This window comes from Denitromonas ohlonensis, assembly GCF_007625205.1.
In the GTDB taxonomy this organism is placed as follows: domain Bacteria; phylum Pseudomonadota; class Gammaproteobacteria; order Burkholderiales; family Rhodocyclaceae; genus Nitrogeniibacter; species Nitrogeniibacter ohlonensis.
In genome coordinates, this window is record NZ_VMNI01000014.1 from 73,840 (window position 1) to 95,272 (window position 21,433).

The window sequence follows — 21,433 nt, forward strand, 5'->3', positions numbered from 1 at the left end:
CCTGCCGGTGGCATGGCCAATCAGACCCGTCAGCTGGCCGAATTGTTGCGCAGCGAAGGTGCGCGGGTCACGGTGGTGCAGACCAATGCGGCCTATCGCCCCCAATGGGCTGGTCGACTGCCAGGCGTTCGCGCGGCGTTTCGTCTGGTGCCGTATCTCGTTGATCTGTGGCGTGCCTGCGGCCAGGGGCGCTTGATGCATCTGATGGCAAATTCCGGCTGGTCGTGGCACTTGTTTGCGGTGCCCGCGATTGTCGTGGCCCGCTTGCGCGGGGTGCCTGTCGTTGTGAATTATCGCGGTGGTGAAGCCGGAAGCTTTCTGAGCGGATCGGCCGGTGTTGTGCGCCTGGCCATGCGCCATGTGGCGGCGCTGGCCCTGCCGTCGGGTTATCTGCAGGCGGTATTCCAAGGCTACGGCATGGCGGGCGAGATCGTGCCGAACATCATCGATCTTCAGCGTTTTCGCCCGTCTGGCGCGCCGGTCGCTGGCGCGGCGGCTCACATTGTGGTCGCGAGAAATCTTGAGACGATTTACGGCATCGACGTGGCACTGCAGGCCTTTGCGCAGATTCGCCAGTCAGTGCCTTTGGCGACGCTGTCGGTGGCTGGAACCGGGCCGCAGTTGGCCAGTTTGCAGGCACAGTCCGAGGCGCTGGGGATTGCCTCCGCCGTGCGATTTACCGGCCGACTGGATCGGGATGAGATGGCCGATCTTTATCGCTCGGCGGATGTCATGATCAATGCCAGCCGGGTCGACAACATGCCCAATTCGGTACTCGAGGCGCTGGCCAGTGGCGTGGCCGTGGTGTCGACCGACGTGGGTGGCGTGCCGCATATCGTCGAGCACGAAAAGACCGCACTGCTGGTGCCGCCCGATGCGCCGGAAGCGATGGCGCAAGCGGTCGTCCGCCTGCTGGAGGACGCGGCCTTGCGAAAGCGACTGGTCGAGGCTGGCCTTGCTGATGTGGTGCGCTATCAGTGGGCATCGGTCAGTGCGCAGTGGCTGGCGGTGTATCGACGGGCCTTGGGTGGTTTGCCGGAGGTCGATTCTTCGGTGGAGGGCGCGCGGTCATGAGTGTCTACACGCGATTTGTGTCTCAGGCGGTGTTTCCCTTGCAGGAGCGGCTCAAGAAACACGACACCGTGCGCGTGCGCCGCGCCATGGAGGCGTCCCAATGGTGGCCAGCGGCGCAACTCGAGGCTTTTCAACGCGATCGTCTCCGGGCGTTTCTGTCGGATGTTGGCGCGCATGTTCCGTACTATCGGCAGGTCTTCTCGGATGCGGGATTTGACCCGGCCAAGATCAGCCGGGTGGCCGACCTGCAGCGATTGCCCTTCCTGACCAAGCCGCTCATTCGCGCCAACACCGAGGCCTTGCGCGCCGACGATGCGCGTGCTCTGGCGCGTTTTAATACCGGTGGCTCCAGCGGCGAACCATTGATATTTTTCATCGGCGATGAGCGAGTGACTCACGATGTGGCGGCCAAATGGCGCGCTACGCGATGGTGGGATGTCGATATCGGCGATCGCGAGATTGTTGTTTGGGGTTCGCCGATTGAACTGGGGGCGCAGGACCGGGTGCGTCAGTTCCGCGATGCACTGATGCGTACCGAGTTGATGCCGGCGTTTGAAATGTCGGAGACGAAGCTCGACGGTTTTGTGGCTCGCATTCGCGCGCGACGCCCCGCCATGTTGTTTGGCTATCCGTCAGCGATCAGCCATATTGCCCGGCATGCCGAAAAGCGGGGCATCCGGCTGGACGATCTGGGTGTTCGGGTGGTGTTTGTGACCTCGGAGCGCTTGTACGATGACCAGCGTGAAAGCATCGAACGATTGTTCGGCTGTCCGGTGGCCAACGGCTACGGCGGTCGCGACGCTGGCTTTATTGCGCATCAGTGCCCGTCGGGCAGCATGCACATCACGGCCGAAGATATTGTCGTCGAGATCGTCGACGCGTCGGGCCAGGTGCTGCCGTCAGGGCAGTCCGGTGAAATCGTTGTGACTCATCTGGCGACGCGTGATTTTCCGTTCATCCGCTATCGCACCGGGGATATTGGCGTACTTGATGACACGCCCTGTGCCTGCGGTCGCGGTTTGCCGGTATTGAAAGAAATCCAGGGGCGGAGCACGGATTTTGTCATCGCGCTCGACGGCACCGTGATGCATGGCCTGTCACTGATATATGTATTGCGCGATATTCCTGCCGTGCGAGCGTTCAAGATCATTCAGGAAACGCTGACGCTGACGCGGGTGCAGGTGGAGCCGGGTGAAGGCTTTTCGGACGGGGATGTCGCATTGATTCAATCTGGCCTGCAGGCGCGTCTTGGTGCCTCGGTGGAGATTGTGGTGGAACAGGTGGCGCAAGTCGCGCCGGAGCGCTCTGGCAAGTTCCGCTATGTCATCAGCAAGATTGCAGGGTAGATAGGGTGATGAATACAGGAGTTGCAACGTGCGGGATCTGATCGTTACCGCGTTGTTTGTTTTTGGGGCGCTTGTGGCGCTTAAGCGGCCGTATTACGGTGCGTTGCTATGGGTCTGGATCGGCTTGATGAACCCCCACCGTCTGGGTTGGGGTTTTGCTTATGACCTGCCTTTTGCCATGGCCTCAGTGGTCATCATCGCATTGGGGATGTTGTTCTCGATGCGCGCGATCCGCTGGCAAACCGGCGGACCCGCCGTTGTACTGATTTTGATGATTTTGTGGATGACACTGACGTCGTTTACCGCGATTTTGCCCGAACCCAGCCAGACCAAGCTCATTGATGTGCTCAAGGTGCTGGGAATGACCTTGGTCGTTGGTGCGCTCGTGGCGAGTCGCGAGCAAATTGTCGGACTGATCTGGGTGGTCGTGGGGTCTATTGCATTTTTTGGTGTCAAGGGCGGCATCTTTACCCTGACAACGGGCGGTGAGTTCCGCGTGTGGGGGCCCCCATCAAGTCTGGTGCAGGGGAACAATGAACTCGCACTGGCATTGATTATCTCTATTCCACTGCTTTATTTTCTGGCGAAACAGGCGACGCTGGCGCGTGAGTTTGTACTGGTTAGCCGAATTCCCGAAAAATGGTTGACCCGCGGTCTGATGGTGTCAATTTTATTATGTGCGGTCGCGGCGATTGGAAGTCACTCACGCGGCGCGTTGCTGGCGATCATCGCGATGGCGTCGATGATGTGGTGGCGCAGCCGGTCGAAGGTGGCGATGGGATTCTTGTTTCTGGCCTTGACCCCGGCGATTCTGATGTTGATGCCAGAAGAGTGGTTTTCCCGTATGGAAACCATCGAAACCTATGAAGAGGATTTGTCGGCGTTGGGTCGGATCAACGCCTGGCATATGGCCATCAATATCGCGAACGATCGCATTTTCGGCGCGGGTTTTGCTACGGCTTCGCCGGTGGTTTTCAACGCTTACGCGCCGAATCCAGACTGGGTTCTGGTGGCACACAGTATTTATTTTCAGATCCTTGGCGACCACGGCTACATCGGTTTGGGGCTATACCTGCTTTTCTGGATCCTGACCTACCGCGTGGCCGGCCGTTTGGCAGCGATGGAAGGGCGTGGTGCCCGCTTCGAGTGGGTTGCCATGCTCGGCAACATGACCAAGGTGAGCCTGGTCGGATTTGCGGTCGGGGGCGCCTTCCTGAGTCTCGCCTACTGGGACATGCCGTTCTACCTGATGATTATCCTGCTTGCGACGGAGCGCTATGTGAAAGAGGTGCTGGTCAAGGCGCCTGAAGACGTGGTGCCTTCTGCTGAGGTGGGAAATGGTGAGACGCCATCTCATCAACGCGCCTCGTCAGTAGTGAGCGGTTGAGATCCGCCATGTTGATGCGACCGGCATTTCATCTGGCCAGCACCCGGGGCGGCAATGCCCGCTTGAGCATTTTTGTCTTTCATCGGGTATTGCCGACGCCTGACCCCTTATTTCCGGCCGAAGTGGATGTTGCAGCGTTTGATCGGATGCTGGGCTGGATTTGCCGCTGGTTTCGGGTTGTCCCGCTCGCCGAGGGCATTGACCTAATGCGGCGGGGTGACCTGCCGGCTCGGGCGGCCGCCATTACCTTTGATGATGGCTACGCGGATAACCTCACCCATGCGCTGCCGATCCTTCAGCGACATGGCGCGTCGGCGACGTTGTTTGTGGCGACCGGGTTCCTGGATGGTGGCCGCATGTGGAACGATACGGTGATTGAATCGGTACGTCGTACGCCACTCGCTCAACTAGATCTGTCCGCGATCGGTCTCGGCGTGATCGCGACCGGGACGATTGCCGAAAAGCGCCAAGCGATTGACTACCTGATTCCGCGCACCAAGCACCTCCCGGCCGATTCGCGTCAAGCGCAGGTGGCGGCGATTGCCAATGCCTCGCAAGCGATGTTGCCAGATGATTTGATGATGCGCTCGGATCAGCTCCAGGCATGGCATCGGGCCGGCATGGGGGTGGGGGCGCATACCGTGACGCATCCCATTCTTGCGACCACCGAGCTGGATTCGGCGCGACAAGAGATGGCTGACAGCAAGACCCAGCTTGAAGCCTTGCTCGGCGAGCGCATTGGCTTGTTTGCCTATCCGAACGGAAAACCCGAGCAAGACTATCGCTCAGAGCATGCCAGGCTGGCGGCCGAGCTGGGGTTTGATGCCGCCGTGGCAACGGTTTGGGGCGCCGCCACGCGCGATAGCGACGTGTTTCAACTCCCGCGTTTCACGCCGTGGGACCGAACGAAATATCGTTTCGGTCTAAGGCTTCTACAGAATCTGTTGTCGAGCTGAGCCTTCAGGGGAAGAACGGAAACACCCGCGGCACCAGCAGTAAAACCACGGTTCCATAGACCAGCGCGACCGGTGTGCCGGTGCGCACAAAATCCATCACCCGGTAGCGCCCTGGCGAATAGACCATCAGGTGGGTTTGATAGCCGAAGGGGATCAGGAAGCCGGCGCTGGCGCCATAGGCCACCAGCATCACAAACGGGGTGGGGTCGGCTCCGAAGGCGTGGGCGGTCGACAGCGCAATAGGGAAGGCCAGCGCGGCGGCAGCGTTGTTGGTGACCACCTCGGTGAGGATCACCGTCATCAGATAGATGCCGATGAACGCGCCCCACACGCCCAGATCGCCAAAGACATGGGCGACAAAGTCCGAGATGATGGCCGCGCCACCCGAGGATTCGAGCACGCGCGCGATGGCCAGGGCGGCGCCGATGACCAGAATCAGTTCGAACGGGAATCGCCGGCGAATCTCGGCCATCGAGAGCAGTCCGCTGGCCAGAAAGGCGCCAAGCAAGAGCAGCAGCCCGGCAAACAGAGGCAGCACGTTGGTCGCGGCGGCGATGATCACACTGGCGAATCCGCCGACCACCCAACGGGTTTGCGGTTGCGTGAGCTTGGGGTGCAGCGGGGCGCCGCCCACGCGATGAAAGTTGCGCGCCAGATTGCGGTGCTGGGCAAAATCGGCGCCAGCGGCCAATAACAGGGCGTCTCCGACCCGGAGCGGTATCCGGCCCAGCTGCCCGGTCAGGCGTTTATCGCCGCGGCGGATGCCGACCACGCCCGCGTCGAACATGGTGCGGAAGTCGACCTCGCGCAAGGTCCGGTTGGCCAACTCCGAATCACTGGAAATAACGACTTCGACGAGGTTGGAGCGCAAGAGATCGTCTGCGCGCGTGCCAAACACTTGCAAGCCGGGGAAGCGGTCGATGACCTGCATTTTCTCGACTTCGCCGGTGAAGATCAGCACATCGTCGGCATGCAGGATTTCTTCGGGTGATACCGGAGAGATGAGTCGCCCGCCCCGAACGATTTCAACCAGAAACAGCCCGTCGAGGTTGCGCAGGCGGTTGGCCTCAATGCTGCGACCGATGAGGGGCGAGCCGGCTGTCAGTCGGGCCTCCAGAAAATAGGCTTGGCGCGGGCCACCGTCGTCGCCGGTGCGCACGGGTAGCCAGCGGGCGACGAGCGTCAGACAGACAATGCACGCCAAGGCCACGGGCACGCCGACGGTGGTCATTTGAAACATCGAAATCGATGGCAGGCCAGCGCGCTCGGCGAAGGAATTGACGACCAGGTTGGTGGAGGTGCCCACCAGCGTGGTGATGCCGCCCAGCACGGCGGCGTAGGACAGCGGCAGCAGCAAGCGCGATGCGGGGTGATGGCGCTGGCGGGTGATGGTGCCCAGCAAGGTGCTGACCACGGCGGTGTTGTTGAGAAAGGCAGAGCAGGCCGCGGTGATCAGACACATGCGGAAGGTGGCGAGGCGTTCGCCGCCCTTGAGGAGCGTCTCCGAGAAGCGCTCGATGAGCGGCGCGCGTTCCAGTACCAGCGAGATCAGCAGCAGCAACAGCAAGACGGCCAGCCCGGGGTTGGCGTAGCTCTCAAGAAGCTCGCGCTCGCTGATCAAGCCCAGCAGATGGTAGCCACCGGCCCAGCCGCAGAACAGCAGCGCGGGTGACAGGCGGCCATGCACCAGCAGCGCGACCAGCAGGGCAAGTGAGAGCAGAACCCAGGTGGCGGTCATGAAGGGGCGTTGTGCCGGTCAGGCTGCCGCGCCCGCGGCGACAAAATGCGGATTGGCGAAATCGGGCTTGCCATAGGTCAGCGGCGTGTCGTCGGTTCGGGTGAGTCGCCCGCCCGCCGCTGACAGGACCGCATGGCCCGCGGCGATATCCCATTCCATCGTGCGGCCAAGACGTGGGTAGAGATCGGCCTCGCCGGCGGCGACCAGGCAGATCTTGAGCGATGAACCGGCACCGCGCAGTTCGGCGACCTTGCGTCCGGCCAGGAAAATGTCGAGCGCGGTGGCGTCGCCATGTGATCGGCTGGCGACAACGGTGAGGCCTTCGGGCGGTGCACTGCGCACCGAAATTGGTCGGCGCCCGTTAGCGTCCTCGATGAAAGCGCCGTGGCCGACCGCGCCGGCGAACAGGCGGTCCAGCGCGGGTGCCAGAACGACGCCGATGGTCGGCTGGCTGTCTTCTACCAAGGCGATATTGACGGTGAATTCGCCGTTTCGGCTGATGAACTCCTTGGTGCCGTCGAGCGGATCGACCAGCCAGAAACGTGCTCCAACGCTCGGGATCTTGCCCGCGGCGACGGCTTCTTCGGCGACGATGGGCGTGCCGGGCAACAGTGCGGCGAGTGCGGGAAGGATCAGCGCCTCTGCGCGCTGGTCAGCCTCGGTGACGGGAGATTGGTCGGCTTTGCCGCTGACCGAGAAGTCCGTGCCGTAGATTTTCATGATCAGATCGCCCGCATCGCGGACGATGGGTATCAGGCGTTCGAGCAGGGCGAGGCGATCAAGCATTCGGGGACTCCGTGGGCAGGGCAGATGGGGCAGGTTAATGCAGACACGCCATGTTGGTGACGTGGCAGTTAATTATTTAACACTGAGTCAGGCCAAATAAATGTTTAATATATCACCATGCCACTTCGATTGAACGATTCATGCCGCCGCGTTTGACCGGCGATGCGCTGAACCAGGCCCGACGGCGGGCGGTTGAGCTGCGCCGACAGGGGCGGACCCTGGCCGAAGTGTCGGCGGCGACCGGCTTGTCGGTGCCGACCGTTGTTGCCGCGGCGAAAGCGTTTGCGCAGGCCGGTTGGGCGGGCGTGGATGTGCGCCCGCAGGGGCGGCCGGTCGGGAGCGGTCGCGCGATCGATAAGGCGGTCGAAGCCGAGATTCGCGATGCGTTTCTGGTGTGTTCGCCCGAGCGCGCCGGCGAAGCGGGTGGGTTGTGGCAGCACCAGGCGGTGGCCCGCTGGTTGGTGCGTCGCTTTGACATCGACCTGGGTGAGCGCACGGTGGCGCGCTATGTGGCGAGCTGGGGCATTGATCCGCCCGACTGGCAGACTGTTCTTCGCGCGTCGACCAAACACGATGCGCCCGAGCCCCCAGCGCTCGATTCGCGCGCGCGCTTTTGGTGTGGCGAGCAGCGCCTGGACGCGACGCGAACCGTGCTGTTTGCGCGCGGGCCGCGCGGTCGCCTGTATTGGCGCATCGTCGCCGTGCCGCTGCAGGCGCTGGCCGTGGTCGATTTTCTGGAACGGATGTGCACTTTGGCTGGCCGGCCATTGCAGTTGCACTGGGTGGGGGCCGACATCACGCAGGTCGCCTCAGTGGCCGCTTGGCTAGCGGCCAATGCGGCGCGGCTGGTGCTGGTGCGCTATCGCGCGCCCGAGGCGTCCCCGGCAGTATCGTATGATTCGAACAACGCGGCGTTGGCGCAGTTGGCCAGCGACGATCAACACGGTTTTCGCAAGAGGACAGCAATGACATTGACCCATTTGCAACGGCTCGAGGCCGAAAGCATCCACATCATGCGCGAGGTGGTGGCCGAGGCTGACAACCCGGTCATGCTCTATTCGATCGGCAAGGACAGCGCGGTGATGCTGCATCTGGCCATGAAGGCCTTCTACCCGGCCAAGCCGCCGTTTCCGCTGCTGCATGTGGATACGCGCTGGAAGTTTCGCGAGATGTACAGCTTCCGCGACAAGATGGTGAAGGAGCTTGGCCTGGACCTGCGGGTGCATATCAACCCCGAAGGCGTCGAGAAGGACATCAATCCCTTCACGCACGGTTCGGCGATCCACACCGATATCATGAAGACCGAAGGGCTCAAGCAGGCGCTCGATATGTACGGCTTCGACGCGGCCTTTGGCGGCGCCCGGCGCGACGAGGAAAAATCGCGCGCCAAGGAGCGTATCTTCTCCTTCCGCAGTGCGCAGCATCGCTGGGACCCGAAGGTGCAGCGCCCCGAGTTGTGGAAGCTCTACAACGCGCGCAAGCACAAGGGCGAGTCGATGCGGGTGTTTCCGCTGTCGAACTGGACCGAGTTGGACATCTGGCAATACATCTACCTCGAAGACATTCCGATCGTGCCGCTGTACTACTCGGCTGCGCGTCCGGTGGTCGAGCGCGATGGCGCGCTGATCATGGTCGACGACGAACGCATGCCGCTCAAGGCCGGCGAGGTGCCGATGATGCGCAAGGTGCGTTTCCGCACCCTGGGCTGCTATCCGCTGACCGGGGCGGTCGAGTCCGATGCCGACACGCTGCCGGCGATCATCCAGGAAATGTTGCTGACGAAAACCTCGGAGCGCCAGGGCCGGGTGATCGACCACGATTCTGCCGCGTCCATGGAAAAGAAAAAGCAGGAGGGGTATTTCTGATGGCCCCCACGCTCACTTTGTTCGCTGCCCCCCGAGGGGGCTGCGCCCATCCTTGGGGCGGCCCGGCGGATGGTCGGCCGATGCGCCCTTTCGCTCACATTTGTTCGCTGCCCCCCGTGGGGGCTGAAGCCGCCTTTGGGGCGGCCCTGCAGGAGGCTTGCTAATGGCCCACGTATCCGATCTCATCGCCTCCGATATTGGCGAATACCTGCGCAGCCACGAGCACAAGAGCCTGCTGCGTTTCATTACCTGCGGCAGTGTGGATGATGGCAAGAGCACCCTGATCGGGCGTCTGCTGTTCGAATCCAAGATGCTGTTCGAAGACCAGATGGCCGCGGTCGAAGCCGACTCGAAGAAATACGGCACCCAGGGCGAGGATATCGACTTCGCCTTGCTGGTCGATGGCCTCGCCGCCGAGCGGGAGCAGGGCATCACCATTGATGTGGCCTATCGCTTCTTCTCGACCGACAAGCGCAAGTTCATCGTTGCCGACACCCCGGGGCATGAGCAATACACCCGCAACATGGTCACCGGCGCCTCAACCGCCGACGTCGCCATTTTGATGGTCGACGCGCGCAAGGGCATCCTTACCCAGACGCGCCGCCACAGTTACCTGGTGTCGCTGATCGGCATCCGCCACATCGTGGTCGCCATCAACAAGATGGACCTGGTCGACTACTCGGAAAAGACCTACCGCAAGATCGTTGAAGACTATCGCGATTTTGCCACCCGCATCGGTATCGAGGATGTCACCTTCATCCCGCTGTCGGCTTTCAAGGGCGATAACATCATCGCCCCCAGTGACAAGCTGCCCTGGTATCACGGCACCACGCTGATGGGCTTTCTCGAAACTGTCGAGATCGACGAAGAGCGCATGCAGAAGGCGGCGTTCCGCCTGCCGGTGCAATGGGTGAACCGCCCCAATCTCGACTTCCGCGGCTTTGCCGGCACCGTGTCCAGCGGCGTCATCCAGCCGGGCGACCGCATCCGTGTTCAGCCCTCGGGTAAGGAAAGTACCGTCGCGCGTATCGTCACGCATGATGGCGATCTGCCGCAGGCCGTGGCCGGCCAGTCGATCACACTCACGCTGGCCGATGAGATTGATGTCTCCCGTGGCGACGTCATCTCCATCGCCGAACACCCGGCCAGCTCGGCCGATCAGTTCGAAACCACCATCGTCTGGATGCACGACGAACCGATGCTGCCCGGCCGCGCCTATCTGCTCAAGATCGGCACCAAAATGGTCACGGCGACGGTCACCGAAATCAAGTATCAGGTGAACGTCAACACCATGGAACACGTGGCCGCCAAGAAGCTCGATCTCAACGGCATCGCGGTGTGCAACCTCAGCCTCGACCGCCAGATCGCCTTCGACGCCTACACCGATAACCGCGATACCGGCGCCTTCATCCTGGTCGACCGGCTCAGCAACAACACCGTCGGCGCCGGCATGATCCACTTCGCTCTGCGCCGCTCGCACAACATCCACATGCAGCATGTGGATGTCGACAAGGCGGCACGCGGCGGCATGAAAGGCCAGAAACCCTGCCTGTTGTGGTTCACTGGCCTGTCCGGTGCCGGCAAATCGGCCATCGCCAACATGGTCGAGAAAAAGCTCCACGCCATGGGCCGCCACACCTATCTGCTCGACGGCGACAACGTGCGTCACGGTCTGAACAAGGACCTCGGCTTCACCGATGCCGACCGTGTCGAGAACATCCGCCGTGTGGCCGAAGTCGCCAAGCTGATGGTCGACGCCGGCCTGATCGTCATCACCGCCTTCATCTCCCCCTTCCGCTCAGAGCGGCGCATGGCGCGCACCCTGGTGGAAGAGGGCGAGTTCCTCGAAGTGTTTGTCGACACCCCGCTCGAAGTCGCCGAAGAGCGCGATCCGAAGGGGCTTTACAAGAAAGCGCGACGGGGTGAGTTGAAGAACTTCACTGGTATCGATTCGCCGTATGAGGCGCCGGAAGAGGCGGAAGTTCGGTTGAAGACTGTGGGTAGTTCCATCGAGGCGTCGGCCGATCAGGTGATCGCGGCGCTGCGCCAGCATCACATCCTGGGCGCCGACTAGCGTTGCTGCGACGGCTGGGCACGCTGGTGCTTCGCTGTCGCAAAAATTGGCGGTGCGCCTACTCGCCGCGCAGGTAGCGGATGTAGCCTCGCGGATCCGTCTTGAGGCGGTCGAGGATGTTTTCAAAGACGTTGTTGGTCTTGCGTACCAGCGGCCGGCTGGCGGCGAAATTGGCTCGCCGCCAAAGGCCTGCGACGGGACCGCGGAACAAGCCCGCCCGACGCAAAAGTACTGCCAAGCTGTCGAGTCCGGCCGTCAGCGCCGAGGTGCTGCGGTCTTTCCTGAAATCCCGGTCAGTCCAGGACATGGCGCCGAGATGGAAAATCGTGTCGGCATACAAGCCGGCGAGCAGATAGTGGTCATTGCGCTTGTTGGAGCGATATAGCCGCTTCCATGGCAACTGGTGCTTCCAGACCGTGAATCCGACGCCAATGCCGGAGTCCGGCTTCTGGCCGGTAGCGTGCAGGAACTCGCTGAACTCGGGTCCAGCCATTACGCTGTCGTCGGGCAGGAAGGTCGGGGCGTAGTGGCGGAAGAAGCTGCTTGAGAAATAGCAGCAACTGGGGTGTGGCAGTGCGGTGTCGTTGTTTTCTTCCCGAAACACGGCCGCCAGATGGTTTCCGGCGCTGATCTCCGACTCGAGGTGTTGGTTCCAGCCCTCTAGAACAGGAAAGGCATCCACATCCATCGTGCACAGGCGCTCGGCGCCGTTCGCGATGGCATGCTCGCAGAGCTTGTTCAGATAATAGGAGTGCTCTTTCGAGCCGACGAAATCGGTCGGCTCGATCTCTACCATCTCCAGCTTGGGTACGCCAACCAGCCGCGACCTGACCGTATCGCTGACGCGCGGGGCGACACCGTAGATGACGAAATCATCCGTCGTGAACTCGGTGAGCGACTTCAGGTGGAGGTCGAGTATGGGAATGTTTTCGTCACGCAGGAAGTACACGACGAGGATAGCGAGTTTCATGGCAACGTGAGCTTGAGCAGGTTGTGGGCAGAGCGCGGGCTCGGGGCGGCGCTTGGGCGTCAGTCCGAGTGCACCGGCAGGGCGTGCTTCCGGGATGCTCTAGTGAACCGCCCGGTTCGGGAAAGCAGGGGCTGAAGGGAGAGTGCTGCAATGATACCCAGTATCGGCATGATCGGCTCCCGGTACCGGAATATGACATAGAAAAGCATGTGAACCGCGGTGTATCCAGCGATCGCGAGCCAAAGGGTGATGAGGTGGGGCCTGCTGATATGTCGGGTCAGAATGCTGCCGAGCGCGGCCAGGACCATGATGGCGAACTGTATCGCCCACAGTACGCGGATGATGGATTCAACGCCGCTTGCCTCACCTTTTCCCGCATGAAGGGGGGGCGTCCAGAAATAGACCGCCTTTTTTACCATCAATGCGGCGAAACGCGCCGGGTCTTCCATGATCCATGCAATGGCGTCGCGTTTGAGGGACTCCGACGCTTCGACTTCCCCCTGGGCCAGCCGAAACGCTTCCCAGCCTTTTCCCCGCGGGGTATCGACGATTGAAACAAACATGCCGGTTGCCGCCGGATTATTACCGAGATAGAGATTGAATCCGCCGTTGGTATTCAACACCGGCGCCCCTAGTACATTCATGTTTCGAACAATCCACGGCGCCGATACCGAACAGACGCCCGCAGCGATGCAAAGCGCGAGGATACCGCGTCGATAGAACGACGCAGGGCACACCCACAGTGCAAACGCGACGGCGCCGCCGAGCGACAAGGCGGCGCTGCCGGTCAGCGCGATGGCACCGAGCAGCAAGCCGCAGGTGACGGCCGCCGCCGGGGATGGCCGTTTTGACAGTCTGAGGGCACACCACATGACAGCGAGCATCAAGGGCACCATCAGATTCTCTTTCAGAAGGTAGACGCCGTAGACGCTGGCCGGCAGGTAGAGCGCCCATATCGCGGCGGCGATGATACGCCCGCTGCGGTTTGCGCCGGCCTCCCTGGCCACGCGATGGCACAGCAGGATCGAGACCCCACCCAGCAGCACATTGGCAATCCGAGCAGCAAAGGTGCTTTCGCCGAAAAGTGAGAAAACCGGTGCCAGCACAAACAGCGGGTAGCCCACGCTATACATGGCATGGTTTCCCTTGTAGTCAACAATGCCGTGGCCGTTGATGAGGTTCATCGCCATGCTGGCATAGGCGATCTCATCGCTCTCCGGCGTGTGGTGATAAAGCACGATTGCCGCGGCTCGCATTGCGAGGCCGATGCAAATGACAACGGAGAGCCATTTCCATTCGAGATGATCGCCTTGATTCGATGGCTCGCCCATGGCGATCGGCATCGGTGAGTGCAGTAGCGTTGCCATCGTAAGTGACCTCCTAGCTATGACCGACCATCGCCACGCCGATGCAGATCATGCTCACGCCCACGAGTCTGAACAGTGTCATTTGTTCACCCAACATGAGTCCGATGCCCGCGGTCAGGGCGAAGCCCAGGCCAACCATCGGATAGGCCTTGCTGACGTCCCACTGGGCCAGCACGGAGAGCCAGACGATGGCACCTACGCCATACAGTGCAAATCCGGTCACGATGTGCATGTTGGTCGCGAGTTCGAGAATCGACCTTGCGCTCAACGGATTCTCACTGAAGCTCTTGGCTACGGCGGAGCTCATTCCCGCTTTCAGGAAGAACTGTGCGGAAACCGACAAGCAGATGCTGAGGAGTGCTGCGAAAAGGATTTTCATACGGTGTTCCAGTCGAGAGGCAATGGGCATGTGGGTCTGGAAGCCAGCCAAGCTGGCGGCGAGGTACCTCAGCCGCCGAGCGTCAGAAAATGCGCTGTCAGCATCAAGGTGATCAGGCCGAGAACGGTCACTCGACTCCCGAAATCCTTGACGGCATACACGATCGGGTCGTCATTCATCTCGCCACGTGAGGTCTTGATAAGCAGCCGCGTCAACCAGTAGATAAGGCCAACTGCGACCAACCACAGGAGGTCCGGCGTGGCGTAGCGGGCCCGGGTTGCCCCGTCGCTGATAAAGAGTCCGAAGATCACCACTGAGCAGAGGGCTGCGCCAACGCCGAGCGGCCAGATCACCGATAGGTCTGTCACCCGGTAATCCCGGCCTTGCGTCGCATCTTTGCCGAGCTCGCCAAGTGTCATGAGTTCGGCGCAGCGTTTGACGAGGGCCAGACTGAGAAAAATGAACACGGAAAAAGCGAGCAACCAGGAACTGATCGGAATGCCCGAGGCAACTGATCCCGCGAGAATGCGCAAGGTGTAGAGCAGCGACAGGACAATGACATCGATAATGACATATTCCTTCAGGAACCAGCTGTAGGCGCTTGTGATGACCAGATAGAGCAGAAGTAGTTGTGCGAAACCCGGCGATACCATCAAGGCCAGGGCTGCGGCAATCGTCAACGCAAGGCTGGCGACGATGAGGCCGTGGGTGATCGGGAGCGAGGCGCTGGCGAAGGGGCGTGAGCGCTTTCTTGGATGTGCCCGGTCGTTTTCGAGATCAAGCAGGTCGTTTGCGATGTATGTCGCTGATGCGGCGAGCGAGAAAGCGATGAATCCCACAAGCACGGAAAACAGCTTGCCGGCATCGAAGAACGAGAATGCGGTGAGCAGCGGGACAAATAGCAGGAGATTCTTTGACCACTGATGTACGCGAAGCGCCCTGAGCCAGACCGCGATGCCACCCGATTCTTCAGGAAAACTGCGTTCGATAGGCACCGACGCATTGAGCCTGCTAGCGGTGGTTGGCGACACGCAAACCAGTATGGCTGCGGTGGCGGCATTCCAGATCGGCAGGTCGGCGGCGCAGTCGCCGGCATACGCAAATTCGTTGCCTACCTTGGCCCGTATGGCCTTCAGCTTTGACGCGCTTTTCAGGTTGTTGTCGTGCTCGGTGGCGAGCACTGCATCGAAGAGACCGAGGTGCTCGGACACGGCCTCGGCAATCGATCGATGTGCCGCCGTGGCGAGGATGACCCTCCGTCCGGCCGATTTCTGCTGGATCAGATAGTCCACCAGCGCTTGGCGATAGGGCAGGTGGGCCGCAGAGATTTCTACCTTCTGGGCCACGGATTCCTTGAATCGCGCTCTGCCTTTCAGCAACCACCATGCAATCCAGACCAGATTGAGCGGAGACTGTTTGACCAGCTTGATCAGTGACTCCAGCAGGGTATCGGTCGGTGTCAGCGTGCCGTCAAGGTCGACGACGAGCGGTACTTCGGCTGTGGCGGTCATGGGGCTCCCAGTGGTGTTGACCGCTCTTTCCCCTGGTTTTTTCCGGTGTCGGAGCGATCTGGTGCATATCCAATAGATGCGATACGGATCGCTGGATGACCAGAGCGTACGACGTTGGGGTGGCTTCAGGCCGAGAAAAATGTCACTGGTTGGCAAAGGTCGTAGGGGTGAGACCATGCCGATCCGATGGATGGTGGGCTGGCGGGCGTTGCTTCACACAGGCGTCGTCAAATCAAGCGTCGGGCGTGGTTGCCGGCCGGGAAAGCCACAACTCCATCATCATCAGAATCCACACCAGTTCACCGTAGTAACCCGGGTGCGCTGGCAGTAGCTCGTCGATGAGGCGATCGATCAAGGCCGGCTGGATGATGCCTCTCTTTTTGAGCTGACCAAGTGTGTCACCGGCGAGGTTGCGCAAACCGGCGTGCTGGCAGGCCCAGACGCCGAAGGGGAGGCCGAATCCGTGCTTCTGCTTCTTGATGATCGCTTCGGGCAGGAAGTCGCGCAGCGCCTCCTTGAAAAACCAGCGAAGCTTGAACCCTCGGAGTTTATAGTCGAGCGGCAGGGCGAGCGAGAAATCGAGCAGGGCGTCGTCAAGTAGAGGGAATTCGACGCCGACGCCTGCCAGATCCGTGGTGCCGAGGATTTTGGGCAGGTCGTTGTCGGCCAGCGTGTACTTCCAGTCGAAGGCGAGCATGCGGTTGAGATCGCTGCCGGCCTTGATGCGTGCCCAGACATCTCGACTCGCCTGATCAGGCGCACCTTGATCGATCTGGCTGAGGTAGTCGGGGGTGAGCAGATTGTCTGCGCCGACCCGGACGAGCAGCGTGTATTGGTGGATTCGATCGGGGAGTGGCACGCGGGCTTGCTCTACATAGCTTGCCGCTTTTTTTACGATAGGTATTCGCTTGCTGATGTCGAGGTTCAATACCGGTTCGAGCAGGCTTCGGCGCAGAGCGCCGGGGACGTCGTCGTACCAGCCAAAGATTTTCTGTTTGGCGTAGCGGGTGTTGCCGCCAAATAGTTCGTCGCCGCCGTCACCGGCGAGTAGTGTCTCGATGCCGTCCTGTTTGGCAAAGCGGGCGCAGAGCCAGGCGGGCACGGCGGAGGAGTTGCCGAAGGGCTGGTCGTAATGCTGCGCGACCTTCGGGATACCTTCGAGCAAGTCGCCAGGCGTGACATAGTATTCGTGGTGGTGGGTGCCGAAATGTTGTGAGGCGGTGCGGGCGAAGTCCATCTCGTCGTAGCCGCTGGCGTCGAACCCCATCGAATAGGTTTCTGCAGGTTTGCCGGTGACCTTGCCGAGCATGCCAGCGACGGTGGAGCTATCGGTGCCTCCGGACAGGAAGGCCCCGACTTTGCCGTGTTCGGCAGCACGGGCGACGGCAGTTTCGACGATATGAAGGAATTGCTGCTTGGTTTCGGCGAAATCCATCCGTGCCGGTTCATGGAAGGTCGGTCGCCACCATGCGTCTATCTGCAATTTGCCTTCGAGCCAGAGAAGCCGGTGGCCGCCCTCCAGGCGCTGGATGTCTTTGAAAATGGTCTGCGGCGCTGGAATGACGTGATGGAACAGGTAGGAGAAAATCGCCTGCGGGTCGATTTCGGAGCTGTTGTCGGACAGCGCATCCGCCCGGTCGGCGAACAGGAGCCGGCTGCCGCGCCGGGTGAAGCACCATGGGTGCGTGCCGAAACGGTCGGTCGCCAGAAAAACCGATTGCGCATTGCGATCCACGATGGCAATGGCAAAGCGGCCCTGAACGTGGTTTGGTGCGTTCTGACCATATTTGGCGTACAAAATGCGCCAGGCGGCTGCCGCCGAGGCCGGAATGTCTTCACCGCCAAAATCGGCCGGCTTGAAAACCGGCTTGCCACGACTCAGACACAACACACCATCGCGCTCGTCGAGTATCAGTTTGTCGCTGAGCGCGGCCTCGGCGTGTGGCCATTGGAGCCGTTCTTTTGGCGCGCGCTGAGGTAGCGGCGACGCATTGCTTGCGGTTGAGAGCGAAGAAAGATCGAGCGAAGTGTGCTGAGTCATTGCCTTGAATATCGTTTGGCCAGATCGGCCCATAGTATGCGGATTTTCTGAAGACAGTAGCGCTCTGCGCCGTCTGGCATTCGTGCGGAACGCCACAGCGCAAGCATCAAAACGGCATAGGTGGCCGCGCCGACGATGATCTTGAGTGCCAATACGGCCATGAGAGGTAGGGCGGGTTGCGGTAGCCAGTGCAGCGCGGCGGCCATTCCGCCTGCAGCAGCCAGGGGGCGCCATATCTGGCCGATCAGGGCGCTGAGCCGTAGGTCAGGGGTCCATCGTAAAACCAGGCCAAAAAACAGCATGGCGCCTGCCGATACCGCACCCAGACGTATGAGTGCGATTCCGCTCAGGTCAGCCCCCTGGGCAAATGCCAGTGCCAGTGCGAGAAACATGGCCGGCTCCAGCCAGGCAATGGCAGCGAGTGCTTTTACACGCCCTTGCGCGAGCAACAGATAGATACTGCTGTGGGTAATGGCGCCGACGACGTTGACCAGCGCGAGGATCTGGATGAGGGGAATGGTCATTGTCCAGGCATCGCCCAGCAGCAGTGGCACAGCCTGGGGAGCCACCATGGCCAAGCCGACACCGGCCGGCACCGCGACGAGCGTTTGTACGCCAAGGGCAAGCGAAAAGCTGCGAAGGAGATTGTCGCCCCGGTCACGTTGCTCGACGAAGGCCGGGAACAGCACGCGCCCGAGCGGTGAGAGCAGCTCAGTAGTGGGGATGGCGGCGATTTCATCGGCCAGCGTGTAGCTGCCCATACCCGCGGCACCTTGACCGCCGACCACGAATTTGTCCACGCGGGTCGCCACGTAGGTGCCGATATTTCGCACCAGCACCCACTGCGAGAAGGACCAGAGTTGTCGGATCTTGCTGAGCCCCAGTCGTGGCCGGAAGGCGTGCATGTGGTAGCTCAACAGCACGCCCACCACGCGGCCCGTGAGCGCGCCAATGACCATCGCCCAATAGGAGCGCAACCACCACGCAGCGGCGAGGGTCACGACAAAGCCGGCCAGGCGACGATAGAAGAAAAAGCGAAAGTCCTGGCCGAAGGCCATGTGTTTCTGGAAGTCGACAATGCCGATGTTTTCACTGCTGGCGATCAGCACCGACAAGGCCATCACGTAGAGGACCGGGCCGACGCGCGAGTCACCGAAGTACGTCACCGCCAGTGGTGTGAGCAGTACGATCAGGCTCGCCGAGATGCCGGCCTGGAGGATGCGCAGGGTCCAGGCCGTGTCATAGTCTTCGCGGCTGGGGTCTTTGGCGTGGATCAGAGCAACGTGGACGCCCAGATCGAGCAGGACATCGATCAGGCCGACCATGATTGAGGCCATCGCCACGATGCCGAAATCTTCGGGCACCAGCAGGCGGGCCAGCACGAGCGTGCTGACCAGGCCGATCAAGCGGTCTGACCAGCGCATGCCGATGACCAGCAGCGCGCTGACGGCCAGTCCGGTCCGTTGGGGGTGGGTCATCGTGTCAGGATCAAACCAGTACTTCGGTTACGCGCGGATGGTCGAGAAACTGTTGCGGACTGGCGCTGGCCCCATAGGCGCCGGACTGAAAGACGACCACCAGATCGCCGACCTCGGCATGCGCTAGCGGCATGCGCTCGCCGAGCAGATCGAGTGGTGTGCACAGCGGACCCACCACCGATACGATGTCGTCTGCCGGGGCATCCATGCGGTTGCCAATCGCGAGTGGATAGTTTTTTCGCACGACCTGGCCGAAATTGCCCGAGGCGGACAAATGGTGGTGCATACCACCGTCGGTCACGAGAAAGGTCTCGCCGCGCGAGATTTTGCGGTCGATGACTCGGCATACGTAGACGCCGGCCTCGCCGACCAGGAAGCGGCCGAGTTCGAGGCACAGTTCGGCTTCTGGGAGTGCCTGGCGCGCCTGCTCGGCGATCTGAGCCAGATTGGCACCGATCGGTGCCAGATCCAGGGGCATGTTGCCGGGAAAGTAGGGAATGCCCAAGCCGCCGCCCAAGTTCAGGCTGCGCACCGGTGTCGGTGCATGGGCTGCGAGGTCGACGGCCAGAGCGAAGCTTTTTTGCTGTGCTTCGATGATGGCTTCGCATTTGAGATTCTGCGAGCCAGAGAAGATATGAAAGCCTTCGAACTGCAGCAGTGTTTGCCGTATGCGGCCCAGTACGGAAGGGATGCGCTCGGCGTCGATGCCGAAGGGCTTGGGGCCGCCGCTCATCTTCATGCCGGACGCTTTGAGCTCGAAGTCCGGATTGACACGGAGCGCGACCCTGACTGGCCAGCCGGTTTGTGTGGCGATGGATGCCAGCCGATCGAGTTCCAGCTCCGATTCGACATTTATGAGAATGCCGGCCGCCGCAGCCTGGTGTAGTTCGGCCTCTCGTTTTCCCGGTCCGGCAAAGCTGATGGCAGTCGGTGCGACGCCAGCATCGAGAGCCACCTTCATTTCGCCGGCTGATGCCACGTCGATACCGTCGACCCGATCACGCATGTGCGCGACCAGTGCTGGCATCGGATTGGCCTTCATGGCGTAATGCAGCTTGATGGTGGTGGGAAAGGCGGCGCGCAATTCGGTGATACGGTTGTCGATGGCGGCGCGTTCGTAGGCATAGAAGGGCGTCCGACCGACGCGTGCCGCGAGACGTGTCAGCGGTTGGCCGCCAAGGATCAACTCGCCATACGCGATCGAAAAGGTCTCCATCGGAGCATGAGTGGCTGGGGCGCGTGAATTCGAGGTCATGGCGTCGTGTGGTGTGGTCGGTTGTCAGGGGGCGCGGCGAATCCTGTTAGCATGCCCGCGGCGAGCGCGGTGGCACAGGGCGTCTTTCACGGTGGCAGTTTGCCGTTGGAGTCTACAACGGACCGCCGTTGGTGCGTGGCTTGTGTGCCATCGAAGAAATGACAAGCGGAGTGGAGATGTCGTGTTGCCGAATTGATCTGACCGAAGCGACAGCCGAGGCGCAGCCGAAGGGGTGGCGGGCGAGTAGTTTTGACACCGAGTGGGACTGGTATCGACTGCTGGCACACACCGCGTTGCCACCTCAGTCTGCGCCGGCGGTCTGGGTGCTGGAAAGCGGTGGCGGTCTGCTGGCCGCACTGCCGGTGCGTTCGGATGGGGCGGGTCGCCTTGCGGCGCTCGGCAACTTCTATACTGCATGCTTTGCGCCACAGTTGCACGCCAATGCAGACATGAGCGTCTTGTTGCGCGACATGATGACGTCTGAGCGCGCCTACAGCCTGGATCTGCAGCCGCTTGCGCCAGAGGATGAGCGTTATCCGGCTCTGCGCCAGGCCTTGGAGGCTGCAGGACTGGTGAGCTTCGATTACTTCTGCTTCGGCAATTGGTATTTGCCGGCCCGTGGCTTGCGTTATGCGGCGTATCTGGCCGGCCGGCCCGGCTCACTGCGCAGCACATTGAAACGCAAAGGAAAGAAATTTGCCGCTGCCGGAGGCCATCTTGATGTGGTCACTGGGGGCGAGGCGCTGGATACTGCGATGGCCGCCTATCAGCATGTGTACAACGCAAGCTGGAAGCGTGCTGAGCCGTTTCCCGAGTTCATTCCGGGTTTCCTGCGGCTGTGCGCGGATCGGGGTTGGTTGCGTTTGGGCGTGGCTCGTTTGAACGATGCGCCAATCGCGGCTCAGATCTGGGTCGTGCGTGAAGGGCATGCGGCCATCTACAAGCTAGCCTACGATGAGGCGCACACTGAATGGTCCGCAGGTAGTTTGTTGACGGCTGCGCTTATGCAGCGAGTGCTTGATGAGGAGTGCGTCGACGAAGTCGATTATTTGATCGGCGACGACGCTTACAAGCGCGACTGGATGACTCATCGCCGCGAGCGTCGCGGGCTGCGGGCTTACAATCCGCGTCGGCTGCGCGGCGCGATAGCAGCGCTGAGTGAAATGGGGCGTCGAGTGGTTAAACGTGTGATGCGCCGGGCGTGAT

General features: G+C 61.3%; 16 protein-coding genes. 7 read left to right on the top strand and 9 right to left on the bottom strand.

What is annotated here, in order from left to right; all coding sequences use genetic code 11:
• Positions 1-12 precede the first annotated feature (12 nt).
• The 4 genes from FHP89_RS14375 to FHP89_RS14390 are packed head-to-tail and all read left to right on the top strand — an operon-like array spanning position 13 to position 4,763.
• Complete coding sequence (locus tag FHP89_RS14375; protein ID WP_313792199.1) at positions 13-1,074, top strand: glycosyltransferase family 4 protein; 1,062 nt, start codon at positions 13-15, stop codon at positions 1,072-1,074.
• A complete protein-coding gene (locus FHP89_RS14380; RefSeq protein WP_144179041.1) occupies positions 1,071-2,420 on the top strand; it encodes a phenylacetate--CoA ligase family protein in 1,350 nt (449 codons plus the stop codon). The genes FHP89_RS14375 and FHP89_RS14380 overlap by 4 nt, the downstream gene beginning before the upstream one ends.
• A 28-nt stretch (positions 2,421-2,448) precedes the next feature.
• A complete protein-coding gene (locus FHP89_RS14385) occupies positions 2,449-3,807 on the top strand; it encodes a putative O-glycosylation ligase, exosortase A system-associated (protein ID WP_144179040.1) in 1,359 nt (452 codons plus the stop codon).
• Positions 3,808-3,815: 8 nt separating this feature from the next.
• Positions 3,816-4,763, top strand: coding sequence for a polysaccharide deacetylase family protein (locus FHP89_RS14390; RefSeq protein ID WP_144179039.1), 948 nt, complete (start codon positions 3,816-3,818; stop codon positions 4,761-4,763).
• Between the two features lie 4 nt (positions 4,764-4,767).
• On the opposite strand, the gene FHP89_RS14395 is transcribed toward FHP89_RS14390, so the two are convergent.
• Both FHP89_RS14395 and cysQ read right to left on the bottom strand, forming a co-directional pair.
• Positions 4,768-6,501: an SLC13 family permease gene (locus FHP89_RS14395; RefSeq protein ID WP_144179038.1), complete on the bottom strand. Its 1,734-nt coding sequence runs from the start codon at positions 6,499-6,501 to the stop codon at positions 4,768-4,770.
• An 18-nt stretch (positions 6,502-6,519) separates the two neighbouring features.
• Positions 6,520-7,287, bottom strand: coding sequence for a 3'(2'),5'-bisphosphate nucleotidase CysQ (cysQ, locus tag FHP89_RS14400; protein WP_144179037.1), 768 nt, complete (start codon positions 7,285-7,287; stop codon positions 6,520-6,522).
• Between the two features lie 923 nt (positions 7,288-8,210).
• Between cysQ and cysD the strand changes: the two genes are divergently transcribed.
• Together cysD and cysN are read left to right on the top strand one after the other, a co-directional pair.
• Positions 8,211-9,152, top strand: a complete 942-nt coding sequence (gene cysD / locus FHP89_RS21085) for a sulfate adenylyltransferase subunit CysD (protein WP_391525747.1) — start codon at positions 8,211-8,213, stop codon at positions 9,150-9,152.
• Between the two features lie 163 nt (positions 9,153-9,315).
• Positions 9,316-11,226, top strand: coding sequence for a sulfate adenylyltransferase subunit CysN (gene cysN, locus FHP89_RS14410; RefSeq protein WP_144179035.1), 1,911 nt, complete (start codon positions 9,316-9,318; stop codon positions 11,224-11,226).
• 58 nt (positions 11,227-11,284) lie between these two features.
• Here the strand turns inward: cysN and FHP89_RS14415 are convergent, their stop codons facing one another.
• The 7 genes from FHP89_RS14415 to FHP89_RS14445 all read right to left on the bottom strand — a co-directional run bounded on the left by FHP89_RS14415 (position 11,285) and on the right by FHP89_RS14445 (position 20,227).
• Positions 11,285-12,196, bottom strand: coding sequence for a hypothetical protein (locus tag FHP89_RS14415; protein WP_144179034.1), 912 nt, complete (start codon positions 12,194-12,196; stop codon positions 11,285-11,287).
• Positions 12,197-12,255: 59 nt separating this feature from the next.
• Complete coding sequence (locus FHP89_RS14420) at positions 12,256-13,563, bottom strand: ArnT family glycosyltransferase (protein ID WP_260851616.1); 1,308 nt, start codon at positions 13,561-13,563, stop codon at positions 12,256-12,258.
• 13 nt (positions 13,564-13,576) lie between these two features.
• On the bottom strand, positions 13,577-13,942 hold the full coding sequence (locus tag FHP89_RS14425; protein WP_144179033.1) for a hypothetical protein: 366 nt from the start codon (positions 13,940-13,942) through the stop codon (positions 13,577-13,579).
• A gap of 68 nt (positions 13,943-14,010) precedes the next feature.
• The gene (locus FHP89_RS14430; RefSeq protein ID WP_144179032.1) at positions 14,011-15,453 is read right to left on the bottom strand and encodes a UbiA family prenyltransferase; all 1,443 of its coding nucleotides are present in this window, start codon (positions 15,451-15,453) and stop codon (positions 14,011-14,013) included.
• 232 nt (positions 15,454-15,685) lie between these two features.
• On the bottom strand, positions 15,686-17,590 hold the full coding sequence (locus FHP89_RS14435; protein ID WP_260851617.1) for an asparagine synthetase B family protein: 1,905 nt from the start codon (positions 17,588-17,590) through the stop codon (positions 15,686-15,688).
• Positions 17,491-18,972, bottom strand: coding sequence for a lipopolysaccharide biosynthesis protein (locus FHP89_RS14440; protein ID WP_260851618.1), 1,482 nt, complete (start codon positions 18,970-18,972; stop codon positions 17,491-17,493). Before FHP89_RS14440 ends, FHP89_RS14435 begins: the two co-directional genes overlap by 100 nt.
• Before the next feature lie 10 nt (positions 18,973-18,982).
• On the bottom strand, positions 18,983-20,227 hold the full coding sequence (locus tag FHP89_RS14445) for a pyridoxal-dependent decarboxylase, exosortase A system-associated (protein WP_186300359.1): 1,245 nt from the start codon (positions 20,225-20,227) through the stop codon (positions 18,983-18,985).
• Positions 20,228-20,367: 140 nt separating this feature from the next.
• Here FHP89_RS14445 and FHP89_RS14450 point away from each other — a divergent pair, with 140 nt between their 5' ends.
• Entirely contained in the window at positions 20,368-21,432 is a 1,065-nt protein-coding gene (locus tag FHP89_RS14450) for a GNAT family N-acetyltransferase (RefSeq protein ID WP_144179030.1), read from the top strand.
• Position 21,433: the final 1 nt, after the last annotated feature.

Excerpts from the sequence above, each read along its gene's own strand:
- FHP89_RS14380 (WP_144179041.1), top strand. The coding sequence starts at position 1,071 with ATGAGTGTCTACACGCGATTTGTGTCTCAGGCGGTGTTTCCCTTGCAG.
- FHP89_RS14425 (WP_144179033.1), bottom strand. The coding sequence starts at position 13,942 with ATGAAAATCCTTTTCGCAGCACTCCTCAGCATCTGCTTGTCGGTTTCC.
- FHP89_RS14395 (WP_144179038.1), bottom strand. The coding sequence starts at position 6,501 with ATGACCGCCACCTGGGTTCTGCTCTCACTTGCCCTGCTGGTCGCGCTG.
- FHP89_RS14375 (WP_313792199.1), top strand. The coding sequence starts at position 13 with ATGGCCAATCAGACCCGTCAGCTGGCCGAATTGTTGCGCAGCGAAGGT.
- cysQ (WP_144179037.1), bottom strand. The coding sequence starts at position 7,287 with ATGCTTGATCGCCTCGCCCTGCTCGAACGCCTGATACCCATCGTCCGC.
- FHP89_RS14420 (WP_260851616.1), bottom strand. The coding sequence starts at position 13,563 with ATGGCAACGCTACTGCACTCACCGATGCCGATCGCCATGGGCGAGCCA.
- cysN (WP_144179035.1), top strand. The coding sequence starts at position 9,316 with ATGGCCCACGTATCCGATCTCATCGCCTCCGATATTGGCGAATACCTG.
- FHP89_RS14430 (WP_144179032.1), bottom strand. The coding sequence starts at position 15,453 with ATGACCGCCACAGCCGAAGTACCGCTCGTCGTCGACCTTGACGGCACG.
- FHP89_RS14445 (WP_186300359.1), bottom strand. The coding sequence starts at position 20,227 with ATGACCTCGAATTCACGCGCCCCAGCCACTCATGCTCCGATGGAGACC.
- FHP89_RS14415 (WP_144179034.1), bottom strand. The coding sequence starts at position 12,196 with ATGAAACTCGCTATCCTCGTCGTGTACTTCCTGCGTGACGAAAACATT.
- FHP89_RS14390 (WP_144179039.1), top strand. The coding sequence starts at position 3,816 with ATGTTGATGCGACCGGCATTTCATCTGGCCAGCACCCGGGGCGGCAAT.
- FHP89_RS14440 (WP_260851618.1), bottom strand. The coding sequence starts at position 18,972 with ATGACCCACCCCCAACGGACCGGACTGGCCGTCAGCGCGCTGCTGGTC.